Genomic DNA, 21262 nt, shown 5'->3' on the forward strand with positions numbered 1-21262 from the left:
GGCATGACGGGGAAGTGGAAGGCCATGTGGCATTCGTCGCCGCCGTCTTTGAAGTCGCCGAAGTAGTCGACGACGTCTTCGGGCCATTGGTTGGCTTCGGCGAGCAGGACGGTGTCGGGGTAGTGGGCGTCGATTTCGGCGCGGACGCGTTTGAGCAGGCCGTGGGAGCGGGGGAGGTTTTCGCAGTTGGTGCCCTCTTCGGCGAAGAGGTAGGGCACGGCGTCCAGGCGGAAGCCGTCGATGCCCAGGTCGAGCCAGAAGCGCAGGGCGGAGATGATTTCTTCCTGGACGGCCGGGTTCTCGTAGTTGAGGTCGGGCTGGTGGGAGAAGAAGCGGTGCCAGAAGTACTGTTTGCGCACCGGGTCGAAGGTCCAGTTGGAGACCTCGGTGTCGACGAAGATGATGCGGGCGTCCTGGTACTGCTTGTCGTCGTCCGCCCAGACGTAGTAGTCGCCGTAGGGGCCCTCGGGGTCGCTGCGGGACTGCTGGAACCACGGGTGCTGGTCGCTGGTGTGGTTCATCACGAAGTCGATGATCACGCGCATGCCCCGCTGATGCGCGGAGTCCACGAACTCCACGAAGTCGGCGAGATCGCCGAACTCCGGAAGGACCGCGGTGTAGTCCGATACGTCATAACCGCCGTCCCGCAACGGCGACTTGAAGAACGGCGGCAGCCACAGGCAGTCCACGCCCAGCCACTGCAGATAGTCCAGCTTGGCGGTGATGCCCTTGAGGTCGCCGATGCCGTCGCCGTTGCTGTCCTGGAAGGAGCGGACCAGGACTTCGTAGAAGACCGCGCGCTTGAACCACTCGGGGTCGCGGTCCTTGGCGGGCGTGTCCTCGAATGTGTCCTGGACGGGCTCGTTGATGATCATGGTGTGGGTGACCCTCCGATCAACGGTGAGGACGGTCGCAGAACCCGGCTGTGCTCATCCGGGGAGAAATCCCCGGGCTCCCGGCCGACGAGCAGCACATGCGCGCCGCCCGGACCGAGCCGCACGTAGTTGGCCCTGCCCCAGTGATAGGTGTTGCCGGTGAGCTCGTCGCGCACCGGCACGGACTCATGCCAGTGGAGGCCGAGTTCCGGCATGTTCAACGAGACCGTGGCCTCCTGGGTGTGGTGGGCGTCGAGGTTCACGACCACCAGAACCGTGTTCGATCCGTCCTTGCCACCGGCCGTCTTCGAGTACGCGATCACCGCTTCCTGATCCGTGGGGTGGAAGTGCAGGCCACGCAGTTGCCGCAGGGCGGGGTTGGAGCGCCGTACGCGGTTCAGCGTGGTGATGAGGGGCGCGATGGTGGAGCCGGTGCGCTCCGCCGATTCCCAGTCGCGCGGGCGCAGTTGGTACTTCTCCGAGTTCAGATACTCCTCGCTGTCGGCCCGTGCCGGGGCGTTCTCGCAGAGTTCGTATCCGCTGTAGACGCCCCAGGTCGGCGCGAGGGTCGCGGCGAGCACCGCGCGGGCCTCGAAGGCGGGGCGGCCGCCGTTCTGCAGGTAGGCGTGCAGGATGTCCGGGGTGTTGACGAAGAAGTTCGGCCGGAGGTAGTGGGCGGTCTCGCCCGCCAACTCACGCGCGTAGTCCGTGAGTTCATCCTTGGCATTGCGCCAGGTGAAGTAGGTGTAGGACTGCTGGAAGCCGATGGCGGCCAGGGTGCGCATCATGGCGGGGCGGGTGAAGGCCTCGGCCAGGAAGATGACGTCGGGGTCGGTGGCGTTGATGTCGCCCAGGACCTGCTCCCAGAAGGCGACGGGTTTGGTGTGCGGGTTGTCGACGCGGAAGATGCGCACGCCGTGGTCCATCCAGAACCGCAGCAGGCGTACGGTCTCGGTGATCAGTCCGGGCATGTCGCGGTCGAAGGCCAGGGGGTAGATGTCCTGGTACTTCTTCGGGGGGTTCTCGGCGTAGGCGATGCTGCCGTCGGCGCGGTGCTGGAACCACTCGGGGTGCTTTTCCACCCAGGGGTGGTCGGGGGAGCACTGCAGGGCGAAGTCGAGGGCGACTTCCAGGTGCAGGTCGCGGGCGCGGTGCACGAAGGCGTCGAAGTCCTCCAGGGTGCCCAAGTCGGGGTGGACGGCGTCGTGGCCGCCTTCGGGGGAGCCGATGGCCCAGGGCACGCCGACGTCGTGGGGGCCGGGGGACAGCGAGTTGTTGGGTCCCTTGCGGAAGGTGGTGCCGATGGGGTGGATGGGCGGCAGATAGACGACGTCGAAACCCATCGCGGCGATGGCCGGGAGGCGCTCGGCGGCGGTACGGAAGGTGCCCGACCGCGGCGGCTGCCCCTCCCGCACCACCGCGCCCTCCGAACGCGGGAAGAACTCGTACCAGGACCCGAACAGGGCCCGCTCCCGCTCCACGAGCAGCGGCAACCGCTCCGACTCCGTGACGAGTTCGCGCAGCGGATGCTCGGCGAGGACCGCGTCCACCTCCGGGGTGAGGGCGGCGGCGAGGCGCGCCGTGGCAGGGCGAGCCGTGTCGCGCAGGGCCTCGACGGCGGTGCTGAGGGTGCCGCGGCTGCTCACCGGGGCCCCGGCCGCGGCGCGTTCGTGGAGGCGGGCGCCTTCCTCCAGGACGAGCTCGGTGTCGATGCCCGCCGGAATCTTGATGTGCGCGTGGTGGCGCCACTGGGTGAGCGGATCACCCCACGCCTCGACGGTGTACGTCCAGTGTCCCTCCGCGTCCGGGGTGACGTCCGCGCCCCACCGGTCGGTGCCGGGGGCCAGCTCGCGCATCGGCGTCCATGGCCCGGGGCGCCCCCGCGGGTCGCGCAGGACGACATTGGCGGCGACCGCCTCGTGCCCCTCGCGGAAGACGGTGGCGGTGACCTGGAAGGTCTCGCCGGCCACGGCCTTGGCGGGCCGTCGTCCGCCGTGCACGAGCGGCGCGATGTCGAGGACGGGTATGCGGCCGGTGAGGGAGCCGGGCCGGGCGGGGGAGGGGGGCGGATCCTGCGGGTCCGGCGGGTGCTGCTGTGGTGCCGGGGGTGTGGGCACTCTTGTGGAGGCCTTTCCCGAGGCTTGTCCCGAGGGCGTCGCCGACGGGCGAGTTGAGGGCATTACCGCTCCTGTCCGCGTTACATGAGTGGGGCGGATACGGGGTTCTGGAGGGGTTCAGCGACTGCGTGCCGCGCTTGTGGCCGTACTTGAGTCGTGACTGACCGTACTGAGCCGTGTGCGTACCGGGGGAGCCTTCCCACCAACTTCGGGTGGGCAATCCGACGCTTTGTTGCCTACTGATGCGTAAGGCCCCATAACAAGACCGGCGTCCTATCGAGGGTGCTTCGGGATCGCCCAGGAGGCAAGGCCGCACCCGCACACACGAAACCGGCCCCGCCATGTGCGGCGGGGCCGGTCGGGTGCTGCGCCGTGCTCTACGGGTTGTTGACCTGCAGCAACTTGTTCGGGGATCCGAGGCCGGCGCCCGTCACCTTGCCCGGCACCGCCTGCTCGGTCAGTGCCTTGCTCACCTCGGCCGGGGTGGCCGCCGGGTGATCGGCGAGGAAGAGCGCCGCCGCGCCCGCCGCGTGGGGCGAGGCCATGGACGTCCCCGAGAGGGTGTCCGTGGCGCCGTCGTCCGTGTTCCACGCGGAGGTGATGCCGACGCCAGGCGCGAACAGGTCCAGGCTGCCGCCCCAGTTGGAGAAGCTCGCCTTGGCGTCCTTGACGTCGGTCGCACCGACCGTGATCGCCTCCTTCACACGGGCGGGCGAGAACAGGAACGCGGGAAGCCCGTCGTTGCCGGCCGCGACCGTGTAAGTGACCCCGGACGCGATCGAGTTGCGTACGGCGGCGTCCAGCTGTGCGTTGGCCGTGCCCCCGAGGCTGAGATTGGCGACGGCGGGCTTCTTCGCGTTCTTCGTCACCCAGTCGATGCCCGCGATGACCTGCGCGGTCGTCCCCGACCCAGCGTCGTCGAGCACCCGGACGCCCACGACGTCCGCCTTTTTGGCGACGCCGTGGCTCTCGCCCGCGACGGTCGCCGACACATGCGTGCCGTGGCCGTTGCCGTCCTGGGCCGTGGCGTCGTTGTCGATGAAGTCCCAGCCGCTGCTCGCACGGCCGCCGAAGTCCTCGTGCGAGGCCCGGATCCCGGTGTCGATGACGTACGCCGTCACACCCTGCCCCGACGACTCGGGGGAGGTGTAGGACTTGTCGAGCGGCAGATTCTTCTGGTCGATCCGGTCGAGGCCCCACGAAGGCGGGTCCTTCTGGGTGTGGTCCAGGGACACGGTGCTGTCCTGGAAGACCGAGGCGACCCTGGGGTCACCCGCGAGTTTCTCGGCCTGTGCCGAGCCGGCGCGCACCGCGTAGCCGTTGAGCGCGGTGCCGTAGGTGTGACGTATCTTCGCCCCGTACTTCGCGGCGAGGTCCTTGCCCGCCTCGGACGGGGCGGTGGTCCCGCCCTTGAGCGTGACGATGTAACTCCCGCTGATGGAACCGGGCTCACCGGCGCCGAGTATCTCCCCGAGCGGGGGGGCGGCGGGATCGGCGTGTGCGGGCAGCGTGATGGCCGAAAGTACCACCGCCGTGCTGGCGGCGGTGACGGCCCCGGCCCACCGCAGACGCTTCGTACGCGACAGAGTCATACGCTGGTTTCCCTCCCCAACTTGACATGCGACTCGCGGAGTTGGAGCGGTCTGTGCCGGATTCCCCGTATCCTCCACGAGCGCCATTGGCAGCCTCTCGTGCGGCGTGAGGGCCTACAAGACCACACGGCGTGGGGGAATCGGCCATACCGCCGGTGGGAGTGCTGTGAGGGTTGCGCCGATTTCCGGACGGATTCGGGATGCCTGCGACAGGTGCGGGACCACGGGGTGACCACCGGTTCCTCTGCCGTGCGCGTCCGTGCGCCGTAGTTGCGAAGGGGCGGGCACCGCTACCGTCTACGCGTAGGTCGATAGGTAACGATCCCCCGTAGAGGTGGAGTCGCTGTGAAGGCCATCCGTCGATTCACCGTACGTCCCGCCCTTCCCGAGCCCCTCACCCCGCTCTCGGAGCTGGCGCGCAATCTGCGCTGGTCCTGGCACAGCGGAACCCGTGAACTGTTCGAGGCCGTCGACCCCGAGCAGTGGGCCGCGTCCGGGTGCGACCCCGTGCGCCTGCTCGGCGGCGTCTCGCCCGCGCGACTCGCGCAGCTGGCCGGGGACGAACCCTTCCTGCGGCGGCTCGCCGAGGCCTCGGAGGGGCTTCGGGAGTACGTCACCGGGGCCCGCTGGTATCAGGAGCAGGCCGCCGAGCGCGGGGGTGAGCTTCCGCGCGCCGTCGCCTACTTCTCGCCCGAGTTCGGCATCACCGCCGCTCTGCCGCAGTACTCCGGAGGGCTCGGCATCCTCGCGGGCGACCATCTGAAGGCGGCGAGCGACCTCGGGCTTCCGCTCATCGGGGTCGGTCTTCTCTACCGGCACGGCTACTTCCACCAGTCCCTGTCCCGCGACGGCTGGCAGCAGGAGACCTACCCGGTGCTCGACCCGAACGAGCTGCCGCTCACCCTCCTGCGCGAGGCGGACGGAACCCCGAGCCTGGTCGCGATCGCCCTTCCCGGCGGGCGTTCGCTGCGTGCGCACGTATGGCAGGCGAGCGTCGGGCGCGTGCCGCTCCTCATGCTCGACTCGGACGTCGAGGAGAACGACGCGGGCGCCCGCGAGGTGACCGACCGGCTCTACGGCGGCGGCAGCGAGCACCGGCTGCTCCAGGAGATGCTGCTCGGCATCGGCGGGGTGCGCGCCATCAGGACGTACTGCCGGCTGAGCGGGCACGCCGAGCCCGAGGTCTTCCACACGAACGAGGGCCACGCGGGCTTCCTCGGACTCGAACGGATTCATGAGCTTGCGCGGGACGGCGTGGAGTTCGACGCGTCACTCGAAGCCGTGCGTGCCGGGACCGTCTTCACCACCCACACGCCCGTACCCGCCGGGATCGACCGCTTCGACCGTGAGCTGGTGGCCCGGCACTTCGGCCCCGACGCCGAACTGCCCCGCATCGACGTCGAACGGATACTGCGCCTCGGCATGGAGACGTACCCCGGCGGTGAGCCCAACCTCTTCAACATGGCGGTGATGGGCCTGCGGCTCGGGCGCCGCGCCAACGGCGTCTCCACCCTGCACGGCAAGGTGAGCCGCGAGATGTTCGCGGGCCTGTGGCCGGGATTCGACGCCGAGGAGGTGCCGATCGCCTCTGTCACGAACGGCGTGCACGCCCCGACCTGGGTCGCTCCCGAGGTGTTCCGGCTCGGCGCCCGGCAGATCGGCGCGCAGCGCACGGAGGACGCGCTGTCGGTGGGCGGCTCCGACCGGTGGGACGCGGTCGCCGAGATCCAGGACGCGGACATCTGGGAGCTGCGGCGCGAGCTGCGCGGACAGCTGGTGACGGAGGTCAGGCAGCGGCTATACGCGTCCTGGCGTCAACGGGGTGCTGCCAGCGCCGAGTTGGGGTGGATCGACGACGTCCTCCACCCGGACGTCCTGACGATCGGCTTCGCTCGCCGCGTCCCCTCGTACAAGCGCCTGACGCTGATGCTGCGGGACCGCGACCGGCTGATGGAGCTGCTCACCCACCCGGAGCGGCCGATCCAGATCGTGGTGGCGGGCAAGGCGCACCCGGCGGACGACGGGGGCAAGCGGCTCATCCAGGAGCTGGTGCGCTTCACGGACGACCCGCGGGTCCGCGACCGGATCGTGTTCCTGCCCGACTACGGCATGGCGATGGCGCAGAAGCTGTATCCGGGGTGCGACGTCTGGCTGAACAACCCCCTGCGTCCCCTTGAGGCGTGCGGGACCAGTGGGATGAAGGCCGCCCTGAACGGCTGCCTGAACCTGTCGGTCCTCGACGGCTGGTGGGACGAGTGGTTCGAGCCGGACTTCGGCTGGGCGATCCCCACGGCGGACGGGGCGGCGACGGACGACGACCGCCGGGACGACCTGGAGGCCGCGGCGCTGTACGACCTCCTTGAGCGCAGGATCACGCCCCGCTTCTACGAGCAGGGGCCGGGGGGCCTGCCCGACCGGTGGATCGAGATGGTGCGCCGGACCTTGACCCGGCTCGGGCCGAAGGTGCTGGCCGGGCGGATGGTGCGGGACTACGTGGAGCAGCTGTACGTGCCCGCCGCGCGGGCGCATCGCACGCTGGGCGCGGACGCCGCGGCGGACCTCGCCGACTGGAAGGCGCGGGTGCGTGCCGCCTGGCCGCGGGTCGTCGTCGACCACGTCGAGGCCTCGGCGACGGGCGCCACCGCCGAACTGGGGGCCACGCTCTCGTTGCGGGTCCGCGTGCATCTGGGCGACCTGACCCCGGACGACGTGGAGGTGCAGACGATCGCGGGCCGCGTCGACCCCGAGGACGTCATCGCGGACGCGAGCCCGGTACCGCTGAAGCCGGTGGGCGGACCCGACGCGGAGGGCCGCCGCCTCTACGAGGGCCCGCTGTCCCTGGACCGCACGGGGCCGTTCGGCTACACGGTGCGGATTCTTCCGGCCCACCGACTGCTGGCGAGCGGGGCCGAGTTGGGTCTTGTCGCGGTGCCTTCGGAGGGGACGGGGGAGGCTGCGGGGGTGTTGTTGAGGTAGGGGCGGGGGCGCTCCCCGGAAACGCCGGACGGGCCGGAGGATTCCGGCCCGTCCAGTGGTGCTGTGAAGTGTTACTTGACGTTCACGCCGGTCCAGGCCGCCGCCACGCCCTTGGCCTCGGCGGAGTCGGCGCCGTACAGGTCCGTCGCCGCCTTCAAGGTGCCCTCGCGGGCCGCCTTGTAGTCCGTCGTCGTCGTGAAGTACGACGTCAGGGCCTTGAACCAGATCTTCTCGGCCTTGTCACGGCCGATGCCCTCGACCTTGGAGCCGTCGGCGGTCGGGGAGTCGTACTTGACGCCGTTGATCTCCTTCGCGCCACTGCCCTCGGAGAGCAGGTAGAAGAAGTGGTTGGCGATGCCCGAGGAGTAGTGGACGTCTACGTTGCCCGCCTCCGCGCTCCAGTTGTCCAGGGAGTTGCCGTCCTTGGAGGGCTTGTCCATGTAGCGGAGCGGCGTACCGTCGCCGTTGATGTCGATCTTCTCGCCGACCATGTAGTCGCCGATGTCCTCGGGGTTCTTGGCGTTGAACTCGACCGCCGCCGCGAAGATGTCGGAGGTGGCCTCGTTCAGGCCGCCCGACTCACCGCTGTATTCCATGTTGGCGGTCGCCGCCGTGACGCCGTGCGTCATCTCGTGCGCCGCGACGTCCATCGAGGTGAGCGGCTTCTTGTCGCCCTCGCCGTCGCCGTACGTCATGCAGAAGCAGCTGTCGTCCCAGAACGCGTTGACGTACGCGTTGCCGTAGTGGACCCGTGACGTGGCGCCCTTGCCGTCGCCCTTGATGCCCTCGCGGCCGTGCACGCCCTTGTAGTAGTCCCAGGTCAACTGGGCCCCGTAGGCGGCGTCGACGGCGGCGGTCTGGGCGTCGTCCGGCTTTCCGGTGCCCCAGGTGTCGTCGTCGTCCGTGACGAGCTTGCCCTCGCCGCTCTGGCCGTGGGCCAGGTCGTACGTCGAGTGGCCGCCGCGCGCGTCGTCGATCAGGTCGAAGCCGCTCGAACCCTTCTTGGAGCCGACCTCGACGTCGCCGCTGTACTGGCTGTGGCCCGCGCCGTTCTCGATGGCCTGGTACTGGAAGAGCTTCTTGCCCGTGGCCGCGTCGGTGATGACGTGCAGCTTGCTGGGCGTGCCGTCCTTCTGGACGCCGGTGACGACGGTCTCGTGGGCGAGGACCGGCTTGCCGGACGCGGCCCAGACGACCTTGCGCGGCGTCTGCGCGTCGGCCTTCTTGGTGTCGCCCGACTTCGAGGCGGTCGACTCGGCGGACTGCGCCGCCGACTTGGTGGCGACCTTCGCGGAGGTGGACGCGACCTTGATGGTGGCCTTGGCCGCCTTGGTCACGCTCTTGACCGAGCCGCTCTTGGCGGTGTGGACGACCAGGTCGCCGCCGAGGACGGGAAGGCCGTCGTAGGTGCGCTCGTAGCGGGTGTGCGTGGTGCCGTCACGGTCCTTGACGACATCTCTGACGACGAGCTTCTCCTTGGCGCCCAGGCCGATCTTCTCGGCGGTGGCCGCCTTGTCCGCGTTCGCGTCCTGCAACAGGCCGGCGCGGGCGGTGGAGGAGAGCGCGACGGGCGCGCCGGAAGGGGCCGCGGCCTGGTCGGGCTGCGCGGAGGCTCCGGTGGTCAGGCCGCCGGCGAGCAGTGCTCCGGCGGCGACAGCGGTGGCGATGGCCAGCGTGGAGCGCTTCCGGGATATGTGGGGGGTCACGCATGCTCCTTCTGTGGGGGGCCCGGGCGGCGTTGGGGAGCCGGCCGGGCTGAAAGATGCGGTGCGGGTGTACAGATGTTCTGTTGTGTCGTGCGAGGGAAGAGTGTCAGTTGGGCCAGGTGCATGTCAGGTACCTGACCGCAGGTTGGCCGGAAATCGTCCGTTGAGCGATGGTCCATGTACGCAATGCGAACGGGGAGTTGCGTGGTGACCCGTACCCGCCCGTAGACATGGCTGCGCCGCTCCGGGGAGTCGATCCACCCGGAGCGGCGCAAGTCGGTGCGTGTACCTACCGGTTTACGGGAACGTCAGCTTCCAGCTGTTGATGCGGCCGACGTCCTGCGCGGCCACGTCCTGGACCTTCAGCTTCCAGGTGCCGTTGGCCGCCTCGGACGAGGCATTGACCGTGTAGGTCTCCTGGATGTTGTCGGCGGAGTCCGACGAACTCGAGTTCTTCAGGCGGTACGTCGAGCCGTCCGGGGCGACCAGGTCGACGACCAGGTCTCCGCGCCAGGTGTGCACGATGTCGACGCCGACCTTCAGGGCGGCGGGAGCGTTGCCCGTGCGGCCGGTGACGTTGATGGACGAGGTGACGGCCGCGCCGCGGTCCGGAATGGCGACGTCGGTGGTGTTCTCGAAGTCGGTGCCACCGCCGGGGCCGCCACGCGTGCCGACGTTGACCGCGGCCCAGGCATCGCCCACCGCCTTGTACTCGGCGCTGGTGGTGCCGTACAGCTCACCGGCCACCGCGAGGGTCCCGGTGCGGGCCGCCGCGTAGTTGGTGGTCGTGGTGAACTTCGTCGTCAGCGCCTTGAACCAGATGAGCGACGCCTTGTCACGGCCAATTCCGGCCACAGGCAGGCCGTCCGAGGTGGGCGAGTCGTACGAGACGCCGTTGATCACCTTGGCGCCGCTGCCCTCGCTCAGCATGTAGTAGAAGTGGTTGGCGACCCCGGACGAGTAGTGGACGTCGATGTTGCCGATGCCCGAGTACCAGGAGTCCTTCGACCCGCCGTCCTTGGAGGGCTTGTCCATGTAGCGCAGCGGGGTGCCGTCGCCGTTGATGTCGATCTTCTCGCCGACGAGGTAGTCGCCCTTGTCCTGCGCGTTGTTGGCGTGGAACTCCACGGCCGCCGCGAAGATGTCGGACGTCGCCTCGTTCAGGCCACCGGACTCACCGCTGTACGTCATGTTGCCGGTGGCCGCCGTGACGCCGTGCGTCATCTCGTGGGCCGCCACGTCGATGGACGTCAGGGGCTTGGCGTTGCCCGAGCCGTCGCCGTACGTCATGCAGAAGCAGGCGTCGGACCAGAACGCGTTGACGTAGTTGTTGCCGTAGTGGACCCGCGAGTACGCGCCGACGCCGTCACCCCGGATGCCGGAGCGGCCGTGCACGTTCTTGTAGTAGTCCCAGGTCAGCGCGGCCCCGTAGTGGGCGTCCGCGCCGGCCGTCTCCGCGTTGGACGCCTGGCCGTTGCCCCACACGTCGTCCGGGCCCGAGAAGAGCGTGCCGGTGCCGGACGTGCCGCGGTTCAGGTTGTACGTCTTGTGGTTGCCGCGACCGGTGTCGGTCAGGGTGTAGTTGGACCCCGACTGCGCGGTGCCCAGCGTGACTTGACCGCTGTACTGGGTGTTGCCCGTGCCGTTCTCGATGCCCTGCCACTGGAAGAGCTTCTTGCCGGTGGCCGCGTCCGTGATGACGTGCAGCTCGTTCGGGGTGCCGTCGTGCTGCAGCCCGCCGACCACCGTCTCGTACGCGAGCGTCGGCTCGCCCTCGGCCATCCAGACGACCTTGCGCGGCTCGCGGTCCGCGTCGGTCTTCTTCGACCCCTCGGCCTTCGCCGCGCCGAGCGCCTGCTTCTCGGCGGTCGCGGCCTTCACGTCGGCGCTCATGTCGACGCCCTTGAGCTGCGCCTTCGCGGCCTTGGTGACGCCCTCGGTCTTCCCCGACTTCGCCTCGTCGACCACCAGGTCGCCGCCGAGGACGGGAAGGCCGTCGTACGTGCGCTCGTAGCGGGTGTGCGTCGTGCCGTCGCCGTCCTTGGTGACGTCACGGACGACGAGCTTCTCCTTGGCGCCGAGTCCCAGGTCCTTGGCCGTCTCCGCCTTGGTGGCGTTGGCGTCCTTGAGGAGCGCCGCACGCTGGGCGGGAGTGAGCTTCACGGGCAGGGAACCGGGGTCGGCCTTGCCTATTTTCGCGGCGGCCGGGGCTTTGGACTGCGATATCGCGGGGTCGTCGGCGGATGCCGGGCCCGTCTGGAAGGCCACCGCGATGAGTGCGGCGACGGCGGTCAGGGCGCCCGCGGCGGTGGCGCGTCTGTGGGAGGCAGGTCTGTGAGAGGTGCTTCTCAACACGGACTCCTTCTGCGTGGCCGCGGGATACGCGGCCAGGGGGACCGGGCGGCGCGGTCGTGCCGTCCGGGCAGAACAAGGCAGAACGTGGAGCTGGGAATTCAGGGGTCGAGCGGGGTGGAGCGAGGTGTCGCTGGGAATCGAGGGGAAGAGTGGCACTGGCGCGCATTGTTTGTCAGGGGTGCGTCAAGAGTTGGCCGGAACTGGTCCGCTGCCCGGTGGCTCACGTTCGATATACGGAGGGGTCGCCCGAGGTGAGGGGCTCCCGATTGTTCGACGAGAGCCCCGCACCGCCGGGCCGGAGCGGCGTGGCTGATTCCGCACCCTTCGGCGAGGCGCGGGAGTCGGCTTGAACCGTTCGGCTACCCCACCACGCTGTCCCGCCACGCCCGGTGCAGGTCCGCGAACGACCCGTTGCCCTCGATGAGTTCGGCCGGGGTGCCGTCCTCCACGATGCGGCCGTGCTTCATCACGAGCACCCGGTCGGCGATCTCCACCGTGGAGAGCCGGTGGGCGATCACCACGGCGGTCCGGCCACGAAGGACCGTGTGCATGGCGCGCTGCACGGCCCGCTCTCCCGGGATGTCGAGCGAGCTGGTCGCCTCGTCCAGGATCAGTACCGCCGGATCGGCGAGCAGCGCCCGCGCGAAGGCCACCAACTGGCGCTGGCCTGCGGAGATACGACCGCCCCTCTTGCGTACGTCGGTGTCGTAGCCGTCCGGCAGGGACGCGATGAAGTCATGCGCGCCGATGGCCTTCGCCGCCTGCTCGATCTCCTCGCGGGTGGCGTCGGGGCGGCCGATGGCGATGTTCTCGGCGACGGTCCCGGAGAAGAGGAAGGCTTCCTGCGTCACCATCACCACGCCACGCCGCAGCTCGGCGTTGGCGAGGTCGCGCAGATCGACGCCGTCGAGCAGGACCCGGCCGTCCGTCGGGTCGTAGAAGCGGGCGAGGAGCTTGGCGAGCGTCGACTTGCCCGCGCCGGTGGAGCCGACGACGGCGACGGTCTGCCCGGCGGGCAGCGTCAGGTCGAAGCGGGGCAGGACCTCGCCGCCGGTCCGGTAGGCGAACCGCACGCCGTCGAAGTCGACCTCGCGGCCGGGGTGTTCGGAGGCGAGGGCGGGCAGTGGCCGGGCGCGGTCGGGGTGCGGCTCGGGCACGGAGGGAGTCTGGGCGAGCAGCCCCGCGACCTTCTCCAGGGACGCGGCGGCCGACTGGTAGGAGTTCAGGAACATCCCGAGCCGGTCGATCGGGTCGTACAGGCGCCGCAGGTACAGCACGGCGGCGGCGAGGACGCCGAGGGCGAGGGTGCCGTCGGTGACGCGGTAGGCGCCCCAGAGGACGATGCCGGCGACGGCGGTGTTGGCGACGAGCCGGGAGCCGACCACGTAGCGGGCCATCTCCAGCATGGCGTCGCCGTTGGCCCGCTCGTGGTGCCGGTTCAGCACGCCGAACTCCGCCTCGTTGGCGCGCTCGCGCCGGAACGCGCGGACCGGACGGATGCCGTTCATCGTCTCGGCGAACTTCACGATGACGGAGGCGATCGCCGTGGACCGCTCCCCGAAGAGGGGGCCCGCCCGGCGCTGATAGCGGCGTACGAGGAGGTAGAGCGGCACGAAGGACGCCACGGCCATGGCACCGAGGCTCAGGTCGAGCCAGAGCAGCATCGCCGAGATGTAGACGAAGGACAGGATGACGGTGATCAGCTCCTGCAACCCTTCGCTGAGGAGTTCCCGCAGGGATTCCACGTCGGTGGTGGACCGGGAGATGAGCCGCCCCGAGGTGTACCGCTCGTGGAAGTCCACGCTGAGGGCCTGCGCGTGCCGGAAGATGCGCCCGCGCAGATCGAGCAGCACGTCCTGGTTGACGCGGGCGGAGGCGACGATGAACGCGTACTGGAAACCGCCGGAGGCGCCCGCGCAGAGCAGATATCCGATGCCGATGGCGACGAGCGGCCCGTAGTCGTCGGCACGGACGGCGGGCACCCCGCTGTCGAAGGCATACGCGACGAGCAACGGCCCGCCCTGCACGGCCGCCTGCTGGAGGAGCAGCAGCACGGCCGCGAGGATCACGCGCCCACGAAGGCGCGAGAGCAGGGACCGCAACAGGGCGGAGGTGGCACCGGCCGGCGCGGGAAGAGCATCCCGATCAAAGTCATCTACACCCCCGCCACCTGCGCCCGGCTGCTCGATCACCTGCTCGCCGGGGTCGAGGGCTTGATCCTCCGTGTCCGTCGTCCGAGAGGCCGGAGTCGAAGCGGTCACCGCACACCCTCACCTTCCGCGGACGCGGAGTCCGCAACTGTCTCCGCCCCAGACATCAGCCACGCGTACTCCGCGTTGTCGCGCAGCAGTTCCTGGTGGGTGCCGACTGCCGTGATCCTGCCTGCGGAGAGGAGGGCGACCCGGTCGGCGAGGAGGACCGTGGAGGGGCGGTGGGCCACCACCAGGGCCGTCGTGTCCCGCAGGACGCGGCGCAGGGCCGCTTCCACCAGGGCCTCCGTGTGGACGTCCAGCGCCGAGAGCGGGTCGTCCAGGACCAGGAAGCGGGGGCGGCCGACCACCGCGCGGGCCAGGGCCAGGCGTTGGCGCTGGCCGCCGGAGAGGCTCAGGCCCTGCTCGCCGACCTGGGTGGCCGTTCCCTGCGGCAGGGCGTGGGCGAAGTCGGCCTGGGCGACATCGAGGGCACGGAACAACTCCGCTTCGCCCGCCGCCTCCCCGGCCCCCATCAGGACGTTCTCACCCACCGTCGCGGAGAACAGCGTCGGCTCCTCGAAGGCGACCGCCACCAGCGTGCGCAGCCGCTCGCGGTCCATCTCCGCGATGTCCTCGCCGTCCAGCGTGATGCGGCCCCCGCTCACCTCGTGCAGCCGCGGCACCAACGCCGTCAGCGTCGTCTTGCCGCTGCCTGTCGCCCCGACGAGCGCGAGCGTCTCGCCGGGACGGACGTGCAGATCGATCCGGTCGAGCGCGGGCGGCGCCCCGGCCGGCGCGTCCGGGTAGCGGAACTCCACGCCGTGGAAGCGCAGTCCGGTTGCGGGGCGATCACCCGCGGCAGGGAGGCCGCCCTCCGTGGAGGACTCCGGCTCCGCGTCCATCACCTCGAAGTACCGCTCCGTGGCCGTCGCCGACTCCTGGCTCATCGCGAGCAGGAACCCGATCGACTCCACCGGCCAGCGCAGCGCAAGCGCCGTCGAGAGGAACGCGACCAGCGTGCCCGTGGACAGGCCGCCGTCCGCCACCTGCACCGTCCCCAGGACCAGCGCCGCACCGATCGCGATCTCCGGCAACGTCATGATCGCCGCATCGACCGCGGCGAGCAGCCGCGCCTTGGCGAGCTCCGTCCCCCGCAGCGTGTGCGACAGCTCGCGGAACGCCCGCGCCTGACTGCGGTGGCGGCCGAAGCCCTTGATGATGCGGATGCCGAGCACGCTCTCCTCGACGACCGTCGTCAGATCGCCGACCTGGTCCTGCGCCCGCCGGGCCACGGCCATGTACCGGCCCTCGAAGTAAGCGCCGACGATCATCAGCGGCACCAGCGGGGTCAGCAGCACGAGGCCGAGCGCCCAGTCCTGCGCCAGCAGGATCGCCATGCCGACCACGATCGTCGCCCCGTTCACGACCAGGAACGTCAGCGGGAAGGCGAGGAACATCCGCAGCAGCATCAGATCCGTGGTGCCGCGCGACAGCAACTGGCCCGAGGCCCAGCGGTCGTGGAAAGCCACCGGCAGCCGCTGCAGACGGCGGTAGAGATCCGCCCGCATCGACGCCTCCACCGAGGCGAGCGGCCGCGCCACCAGCCATCGCCGCAGACCGAAGAGCAGCGCCTCCGCTACACCGAGCAGCAGCAGGAGCAGCGCCCCGAGCCACACCCCCGCGAGGTCCCGGTCCGCCACCGGGCCGTCCACGAGCCACTTCAGGACGAGGGGGAACACCAGCCCCGTGCAGGACGCGACGACGGCGACAAATGCCGCGCCGAACAGGCGAGTTCGGACCGGGCGGACGTACGGCCACAGGCGCAGCAGCGTCCGTACGGCGGACTTTTTGGCCGCTGGATCCGCTGGGTCCTTGGTCGGTGCATCTGGGTTCGGCATCAGGAGCGAGCCTACGGACGGCCACTGACAGAACCCACCGAGTTTTGGCCCGTCCATGGTCATCCGCTGGTCCTAGGACCGGGCCGCTCCCCGCTCGGAAGCGGGCCGCACCAGCGCAGTCGTACCCCTCGGTCAACCGATCGGCTGATGCCCCTTCGAGCGCGATGGGCGATGCCCCGGCCCCCGCCCACCGGCCAGGCTCGACCCATGCCCATCATCGAAGTGCACGACCTGCGCAAGGCATACGGCGGACGGCCCGTCGTCGACGGCGTCTCCTTCGCCGTCGAGGAGGGCGAGATCTTCGGCGTCCTCGGACCCAACGGCGCCGGCAAGACCACCACCGTGGAATGCGTCGAGGGGCTGCGCGTACCCGACACCGGCACCGTCCGCGTCGCCGGACTCGACCCCGTCGCCGACCACGACCGCGTCACCCAGATCCTCGGCGCCCAGCTCCAGGAGAGCGAGCTGCAGGCGAAGCTCACCGTGCGCGAGGCGCTCGAACTGTACGCCGCGTTCTACCCGAACCCCGCCGACTGGCACCCCCTCGCCGAACGCCTGCGCCTGACGGACAAGCTGGACAGCCGCTTCGGCAAGCTCTCCGGCGGCCAGAAGCAACGCCTGTTCATCGCACTCGCCCTGATCGGGAACCCGAGGGTCGTCGTGCTCGACGAGCTGACCACCGGCCTCGATCCGCGCGCCCGCCGCGACACCTGGCAGCTCATCGAGGAGGTACGCGACAGCGGTGTCACCGTCCTGCTCGTCACGCACTTCATGGAGGAGGCCCAGCGCCTCTGCGACCGCATCGCGGTCATCGACCGGGGGCGGATCGCCGCGCTCGACAGCCCCGCGGGCCTCATCAGCCGGGCCGCGGGTTCCACCGTCATGTCCTTCACGCCGTCCGCGCCGCTCGACGAGCGGGAGCTCGCCGCGCTGCCGCAGGTGGTCTCCGTCGACCACCGCGACGGCCGCTACACCCTGAACGGCACCGACGCGACCGTCGACGCCGCCATCACGCTGCTCGCCAGACACCACATCACCGCCCACCAACTACGGGTGTCCGACGCCACGTTGGACGACGCGTTCCTCGACCTCACGGGAGCATCGGCATGAGCGCCGCCGTCACCGCACCCCGGGGCCCCGCGAACCGGGGCACGGAGAAGAACAGGGCTTCCGCCGCCGTGCTCAAGGCCGAGTTCAGGATCTTCCGGCGGGAGCCCGGCTCCCTCTTCTGGATCATGGCGTTCCCCACGGTCCTCCTGCTGATCCTCGGCTCGATCCCCTCCTTCCGGGAATCCCAGGACTCGCTCGGCGGGCTCAGGACGGTCGACCTGTACGTCCCCGTGACGGTGCTGCTCTCGCTGATCATGGCGGGCCTGCAGGCCATGCCGCCGTTTCTCACGGGCTACCGCGAACGCGGCATCCTGCGCCGCATGTCGGCCACGCCGGTCCGCCCTTCCGCCGTGCTCGGCGCGCAGATGGGCCTGCACGGCTCCGCCGCCCTCGTCTCGGCCCTGCTCTCCCTGGCCGTGGGCCGCCTCGCCTTCGACGTGACCCTGCCGCGCCAGGCCTTCGGCTACGCGATCGCGCTGCTCCTCGCCGTCCTGTGCGGGCTCGCGCTCGGCGCCATGGTCTCCGCGATCTCCCGTACGACGAAGGCGGCGACCGCGATCGGCTCCGCCGTCTTCTTCCCGATGATGTTCAGCGCGGGCGTCTGGCTGCCCGTGCAGGCCATGCCGGACGCGCTCGCCCGCATCGTGGAGATCACTCCGCTCGGCGCCGCCTCCCAGGCGCTCGGCGAGGCCGCCGCGGGCGACTGGCCCGGCTGGGTCCACCTGGGCGTCCTCGCGCTGTGGACGGTGGCCCTGACGGCCGGTGCCTCGCGCTGGTTCCGGTGGGAGTGACGTGGGCCGTCGAGGACACTGGGGCGGTGAGCACGAGCACGGCGGACGCCACGAGGTTGATCGAACAGCGGTGGGCCTTGTTCCACCGCTGGGGTCCCTACGCCCTGATGGGCTTCGGCCTGGTCATGTCCCTCGCCACGAGCGGCGTCGTCGGCATGACCCGGGGCGACTGGTACGTGGCCGGGGCCCTGATCGGCGCCGGCCTCGCGCTCCAGCTCGGATGGGGCGCGCTCGCCGCCTCCCGCCCCGGCCCCTCACCCACGGGCACCGGCTACTACGTCCTGCGCTGGACGATCGGCTTCGTCCTCACCTGGATCAACCCGTTCTTCGCGTTCTACGCCGTCGTCGCCTACTTCGACTCCGAGCGGCTGCTCCCCAAGCGCCTGGTCAAGCCCGGCCTGTTCCTCACCGCCGTCACCATGTCGGGCTCCCAGTCCGGTGGCCTCCCGCCGGACGAGGAGCTCGGCTGGGGCGTCTTCGGCGGGCTGCTCGCGGTGAACGTCGCGCTGCTCGCGGTCTTCGCCCACTTCGCCACGCAGGAGGACCAGCGGGCCCGCGACGCCGCCGCCACCATCGTCGAACTGGAACACACCAACAACGCTCTCCAACAGGCCATGGACGAGAACGCCGCCCTGCACGCCCAACTCCTCGTACAGGCACGGGAAGCAGGCGTCGCGGACGAGCGTCGCAGGCTGGCCGCGGAGATCCACGACACCATCGCGCAGGGTCTGACCGGCATCATCGCCCAGCTCCAGGTCGTCGCCTCCGCATCCGACGAGACCCTGGCCCGCGAACACCTGGGCCGCGCCGCCGACCTGGCCCGGCACAGCCTCGGCGAGGCCCGCCGCTCCGTCCACAACCTCTCCCCGACGGCCCTGGAGCACGACGCGCTCCCCGAGGCCCTGAAGAAGACGGTCGTGGAGTGGTCCGAACGCACCGGCGTCCGGGCCGCGCTCACGGTCACCGGCACCGCGGAGCCCCTGCACGAGGAGATCGAGGCGACGCTCCTGCGGATCGTCCAGGAGGCCCTGTCCAACGCCTCCCGGCACGCGGCGGCCACCCGCCTCGGCGTCACCCTCTCGTACATGGACGACGAAGTCGCCCTGGACGTCCGGGACGACGGCCGCGGCTTCGACCCGCTCACCCTGGTCCAGCGCACCGGCTCCGGCGGCTTCGGCCTCGACGGCATGCGGGTCCGCGCCGAACGCGTCGCGGGCTCGTTCACGGTCGAATCGGAGCCGGGGCACGGGACGGCGCTGTCGGCTCGCGTACCGTTGGTCCGCCATGGCTGATCTGATCACTCTGCTCATCGTCGACGACCATCCCGTCGTACGGGACGGTCTGCGCGGCATGTTCCGTTCGGACCCCTGCTTCGAGGTGCTCGGCGAGGCCGCCGACGGCGTCGAGGCCGTCGCCCTGGCGGAGCGTCTGGACCCGGACGTCGTCCTGATGGACCTGCGCATGCCCGGCGGCAACGGCGTCGACGCGATCGCCGAGCTCAACCGGCGCGGCTCCCGCGCCCGGGTCCTGGTCCTGACCACGTACGACACGGACTCGGACACCCTGCCCGCGATCGAGGCGGGCGCGACGGGCTATCTCCTCAAGGACGCGCCCCGCGACGACCTGTTCACCGCGGTCCGCGCGGCGGCGCAGGGCCGCACCGTCCTGTCGCCCGCGGTCGCCTCCCGGCTCGTCTCACGCGTGCGTGCCCCCGGCAACGAAGCGCTGAGCACCCGGGAACGGGAGGTGCTCGCGCTCGTCGCCAAGGGCACGTCGAACCGTGCGATCGCCGCGGAGCTCTTCATCAGCGAGGCCACGGTCAAGACCCATCTCACGCACGTCTACGGCAAGCTGGGCGTCAACGACCGGGCCGCGGCCGTCGCGACGGCGTACAGCCGCGGCATTCTGAGCTGACCTCCGAGGGTCAGGCGCGCTGCCAGAGAGCCGGCGTGTTCGGCGGCTCCCAGCCGGTCTGCGCTTGGTGGCCCTGGAGGCAGCGGTAGGTCGAACCGCCGTACGTGACGGTGTCACCGGGCGCGTAGACCTTGCCCGCGGCCCACGTGCCGCCGGGCTCGGGGTCGCCGGGACCGGGACCGGGGCCGGGGTCGCCGCCGCCCGTGGTCTTCAGCGTCAGGCCGAACTGCTGGAGCAGCGGATTGATCGGCTGATGGAAGGTCGTCCCGCCGCTGGAGCAATTGCCGGACCCTCCCGAGGTGACGCCCTGCGCCTGGCTGCCGGATATGTAGGAGCCGCCCGAGTCGCCGGGCTCCGCGCACACCGTCGTACGCGTCACGCCGCTGATGGTGCCCTCGGGGTAGGTGACGCTGGTGTTGTGCTGCTGGATCGTGCCGCAGTGCCACCCCGTAGTGGAGCCGGAACGGCAGATCGACGCACCCACCGGGGACTGCGTGGAGCCCCCGACGCCGACCCGTTGCCCGCCCTGGCCCTTCACGTACGGGGTGGCGGTCCACTGGGAGTTGGTGGCGACCCAGGCCATGTCCCTGCCGGGGAAGATCGATGCCTGGAACGTGCCCTGAGCCACCTGGTTGTAGCCGGTGGTCGCGGTGCCGGCCCGCCCGCAGTGGCCCGCCGTGGCGAAGCCCTGCTGCGTGCCCTTGGTGATCGGGAAGCCGATGGAACACCGGCCGCCCATGTAGTACGCCTCCCCGCCCACGAGGTCGTACAGCGGACGTGGCCGTTCCTTGGTCTTCTCGACGCGCACGAGGGAGGAGTCGACCCCCGCGGCGGCGACGAGGGACTTCGCGGCGGGGGCGTGCACGGCACGCACCACGACGGCGTTGGACCGCACGTCGACGTACCAGACGGGAGCGTCGCGCGTGGCCGCCTCCTTGGCGGCCCGGTCCAACTCCTTCTTGGCCGCGTCCAGTTTGCCGACGGAGTGCGGCACGACCTCGGCCCGCGCGCCGCGGGCCTCGATCGCGCGGACGTCGGAGGCGTCGGTGGTGGCCACGGTGAGCCGCCCCGAGGTCGCGCCGTGCACCCAGGCGCCCGCGAAGTCACGGCCGAGCGCGGCCCGCAGGGCTCCCGCGACGGCGCCGGCCTCGGCCTCGTTGACCAGACGGGCCTCGGCCTGCGCCGACGTGAGGCCGAGATCCCGCTGCATGGCCTTCAGGACCTCGGGCGATGTCCTGCCGACGGCGGCGGTCTCGGCGGGGGAGGGCGAGGAGGATGCGGCGGGATCAGGCTGGGCGTGCGCGGTGCCGGGCAGACCCGCGAGGGCCAGGGCACCGGCCGCGACGAACGCGGCGCACGCCGCCGCGGCGCGTCTGTGGTGGATGGGAGGCATGGGACATCTCCTCGTTCGCGAGGGGGGGCGAGCGGACCGCCGAGGGAAACGGCCAGCGGATCACCCACAACGTAGAACCCTCAACTGCTCACCAGTAGCTGCCAGTTGCCCCCCTGCTCCGGTGTTATGGAAGCGGCGAAGGGGGATGCGGCTGCGCTGCGCAAGCGACGGTCAGGAGACGCGCTCGTGCTGGGTGAGCGGCGGTCAGGAGATGCGCCCGCCCGGAGCAGGTCGCGGTGAGGGGATGTGCCCGTGGTGGGCGAGCGGCGGTGAGGGGGTGCGCTCGTGGTGGGTGAGCGGCGGTGAGGGGATGCGCCCGCCCGGAGCAGGTCGCGGTGAGGGG

General features: G+C 70.6%; 13 protein-coding genes. 5 read left to right on the top strand and 8 right to left on the bottom strand.

The features are described 5' to 3' along the window. The 3 genes from AB0I66_RS36590 to AB0I66_RS36600 all read right to left on the bottom strand — a co-directional run. Positions 1 to 875 (bottom strand): alpha-amylase family glycosyl hydrolase (locus tag AB0I66_RS36590; RefSeq protein ID WP_363212383.1); only part of this gene is annotated, 875 nt, incomplete at its 3' end. Then, positions 872 to 2992, bottom strand: coding sequence for an alpha-1,4-glucan--maltose-1-phosphate maltosyltransferase (locus AB0I66_RS36595; RefSeq protein WP_363212384.1), 2121 nt, complete (start codon positions 2990 to 2992; stop codon positions 872 to 874). The genes AB0I66_RS36595 and AB0I66_RS36590, both read right to left, overlap by 4 nt. Before the next feature lie 377 nt (positions 2993 to 3369). Beyond that, positions 3370 to 4584: a S8 family peptidase gene (locus AB0I66_RS36600; RefSeq protein WP_363212385.1), complete on the bottom strand. Its 1215-nt coding sequence runs from the start codon at positions 4582 to 4584 to the stop codon at positions 3370 to 3372. A gap of 345 nt (positions 4585 to 4929) precedes the next feature. Here AB0I66_RS36600 and glgP point away from each other — a divergent pair, with 345 nt between their 5' ends. Next, the gene (gene glgP, locus AB0I66_RS36605) at positions 4930 to 7560 is read left to right on the top strand and encodes an alpha-glucan family phosphorylase (protein WP_363212386.1); all 2631 of its coding nucleotides are present in this window, start codon (positions 4930 to 4932) and stop codon (positions 7558 to 7560) included. A 71-nt stretch (positions 7561 to 7631) separates the two neighbouring features. Here the strand turns inward: glgP and AB0I66_RS36610 are convergent, their stop codons facing one another. The 4 genes from AB0I66_RS36610 to AB0I66_RS36625 form a co-directional block, all read right to left on the bottom strand. Further along, positions 7632 to 9266, bottom strand: a complete 1635-nt coding sequence (locus AB0I66_RS36610) for a M4 family metallopeptidase (protein ID WP_363212387.1) — start codon at positions 9264 to 9266, stop codon at positions 7632 to 7634. Between the two features lie 297 nt (positions 9267 to 9563). Further along, on the bottom strand, positions 9564 to 11618 hold the full coding sequence (locus tag AB0I66_RS36615) for a M4 family metallopeptidase (protein WP_363212388.1): 2055 nt from the start codon (positions 11616 to 11618) through the stop codon (positions 9564 to 9566). Positions 11619 to 11980: 362 nt separating this feature from the next. Next, the gene (locus AB0I66_RS36620; RefSeq protein ID WP_363212653.1) at positions 11981 to 13813 is read right to left on the bottom strand and encodes an ABC transporter ATP-binding protein; all 1833 of its coding nucleotides are present in this window, start codon (positions 13811 to 13813) and stop codon (positions 11981 to 11983) included. A gap of 65 nt (positions 13814 to 13878) precedes the next feature. Next, positions 13879 to 15711, bottom strand: coding sequence for an ABC transporter ATP-binding protein (locus AB0I66_RS36625; protein ID WP_363212389.1), 1833 nt, complete (start codon positions 15709 to 15711; stop codon positions 13879 to 13881). A gap of 207 nt (positions 15712 to 15918) precedes the next feature. Between AB0I66_RS36625 and AB0I66_RS36630 the strand changes: the two genes are divergently transcribed. The 4 genes from AB0I66_RS36630 to AB0I66_RS36645 are packed head-to-tail and all read left to right on the top strand — an operon-like array spanning position 15919 to position 19526. Further along, entirely contained in the window at positions 15919 to 16821 is a 903-nt protein-coding gene (locus AB0I66_RS36630; protein ID WP_363212390.1) for an ABC transporter ATP-binding protein, read from the top strand. Continuing rightward, a complete protein-coding gene (locus tag AB0I66_RS36635) occupies positions 16818 to 17612 on the top strand; it encodes an ABC transporter permease (RefSeq protein WP_363212391.1) in 795 nt (264 codons plus the stop codon). Before AB0I66_RS36630 ends, AB0I66_RS36635 begins: the two co-directional genes overlap by 4 nt. Positions 17613 to 17638: 26 nt before the next feature. After that, a complete protein-coding gene (locus AB0I66_RS36640; protein WP_363212392.1) occupies positions 17639 to 18904 on the top strand; it encodes a sensor histidine kinase in 1266 nt (421 codons plus the stop codon). Continuing rightward, entirely contained in the window at positions 18897 to 19526 is a 630-nt protein-coding gene (locus AB0I66_RS36645; protein WP_363212393.1) for a response regulator transcription factor, read from the top strand. Before AB0I66_RS36640 ends, AB0I66_RS36645 begins: the two co-directional genes overlap by 8 nt. A 10-nt stretch (positions 19527 to 19536) precedes the next feature. On the opposite strand, the gene AB0I66_RS36650 is transcribed toward AB0I66_RS36645, so the two are convergent. Then, positions 19537 to 20919: a carbohydrate-binding protein gene (locus AB0I66_RS36650; protein ID WP_363212394.1), complete on the bottom strand. Its 1383-nt coding sequence runs from the start codon at positions 20917 to 20919 to the stop codon at positions 19537 to 19539. Positions 20920 to 21262 lie beyond the last annotated feature (343 nt).

The organism is Streptomyces sp. NPDC050439 (genome assembly GCF_040655335.1).
Classification (GTDB): Bacteria; Actinomycetota; Actinomycetes; order Streptomycetales; family Streptomycetaceae; genus Streptomyces.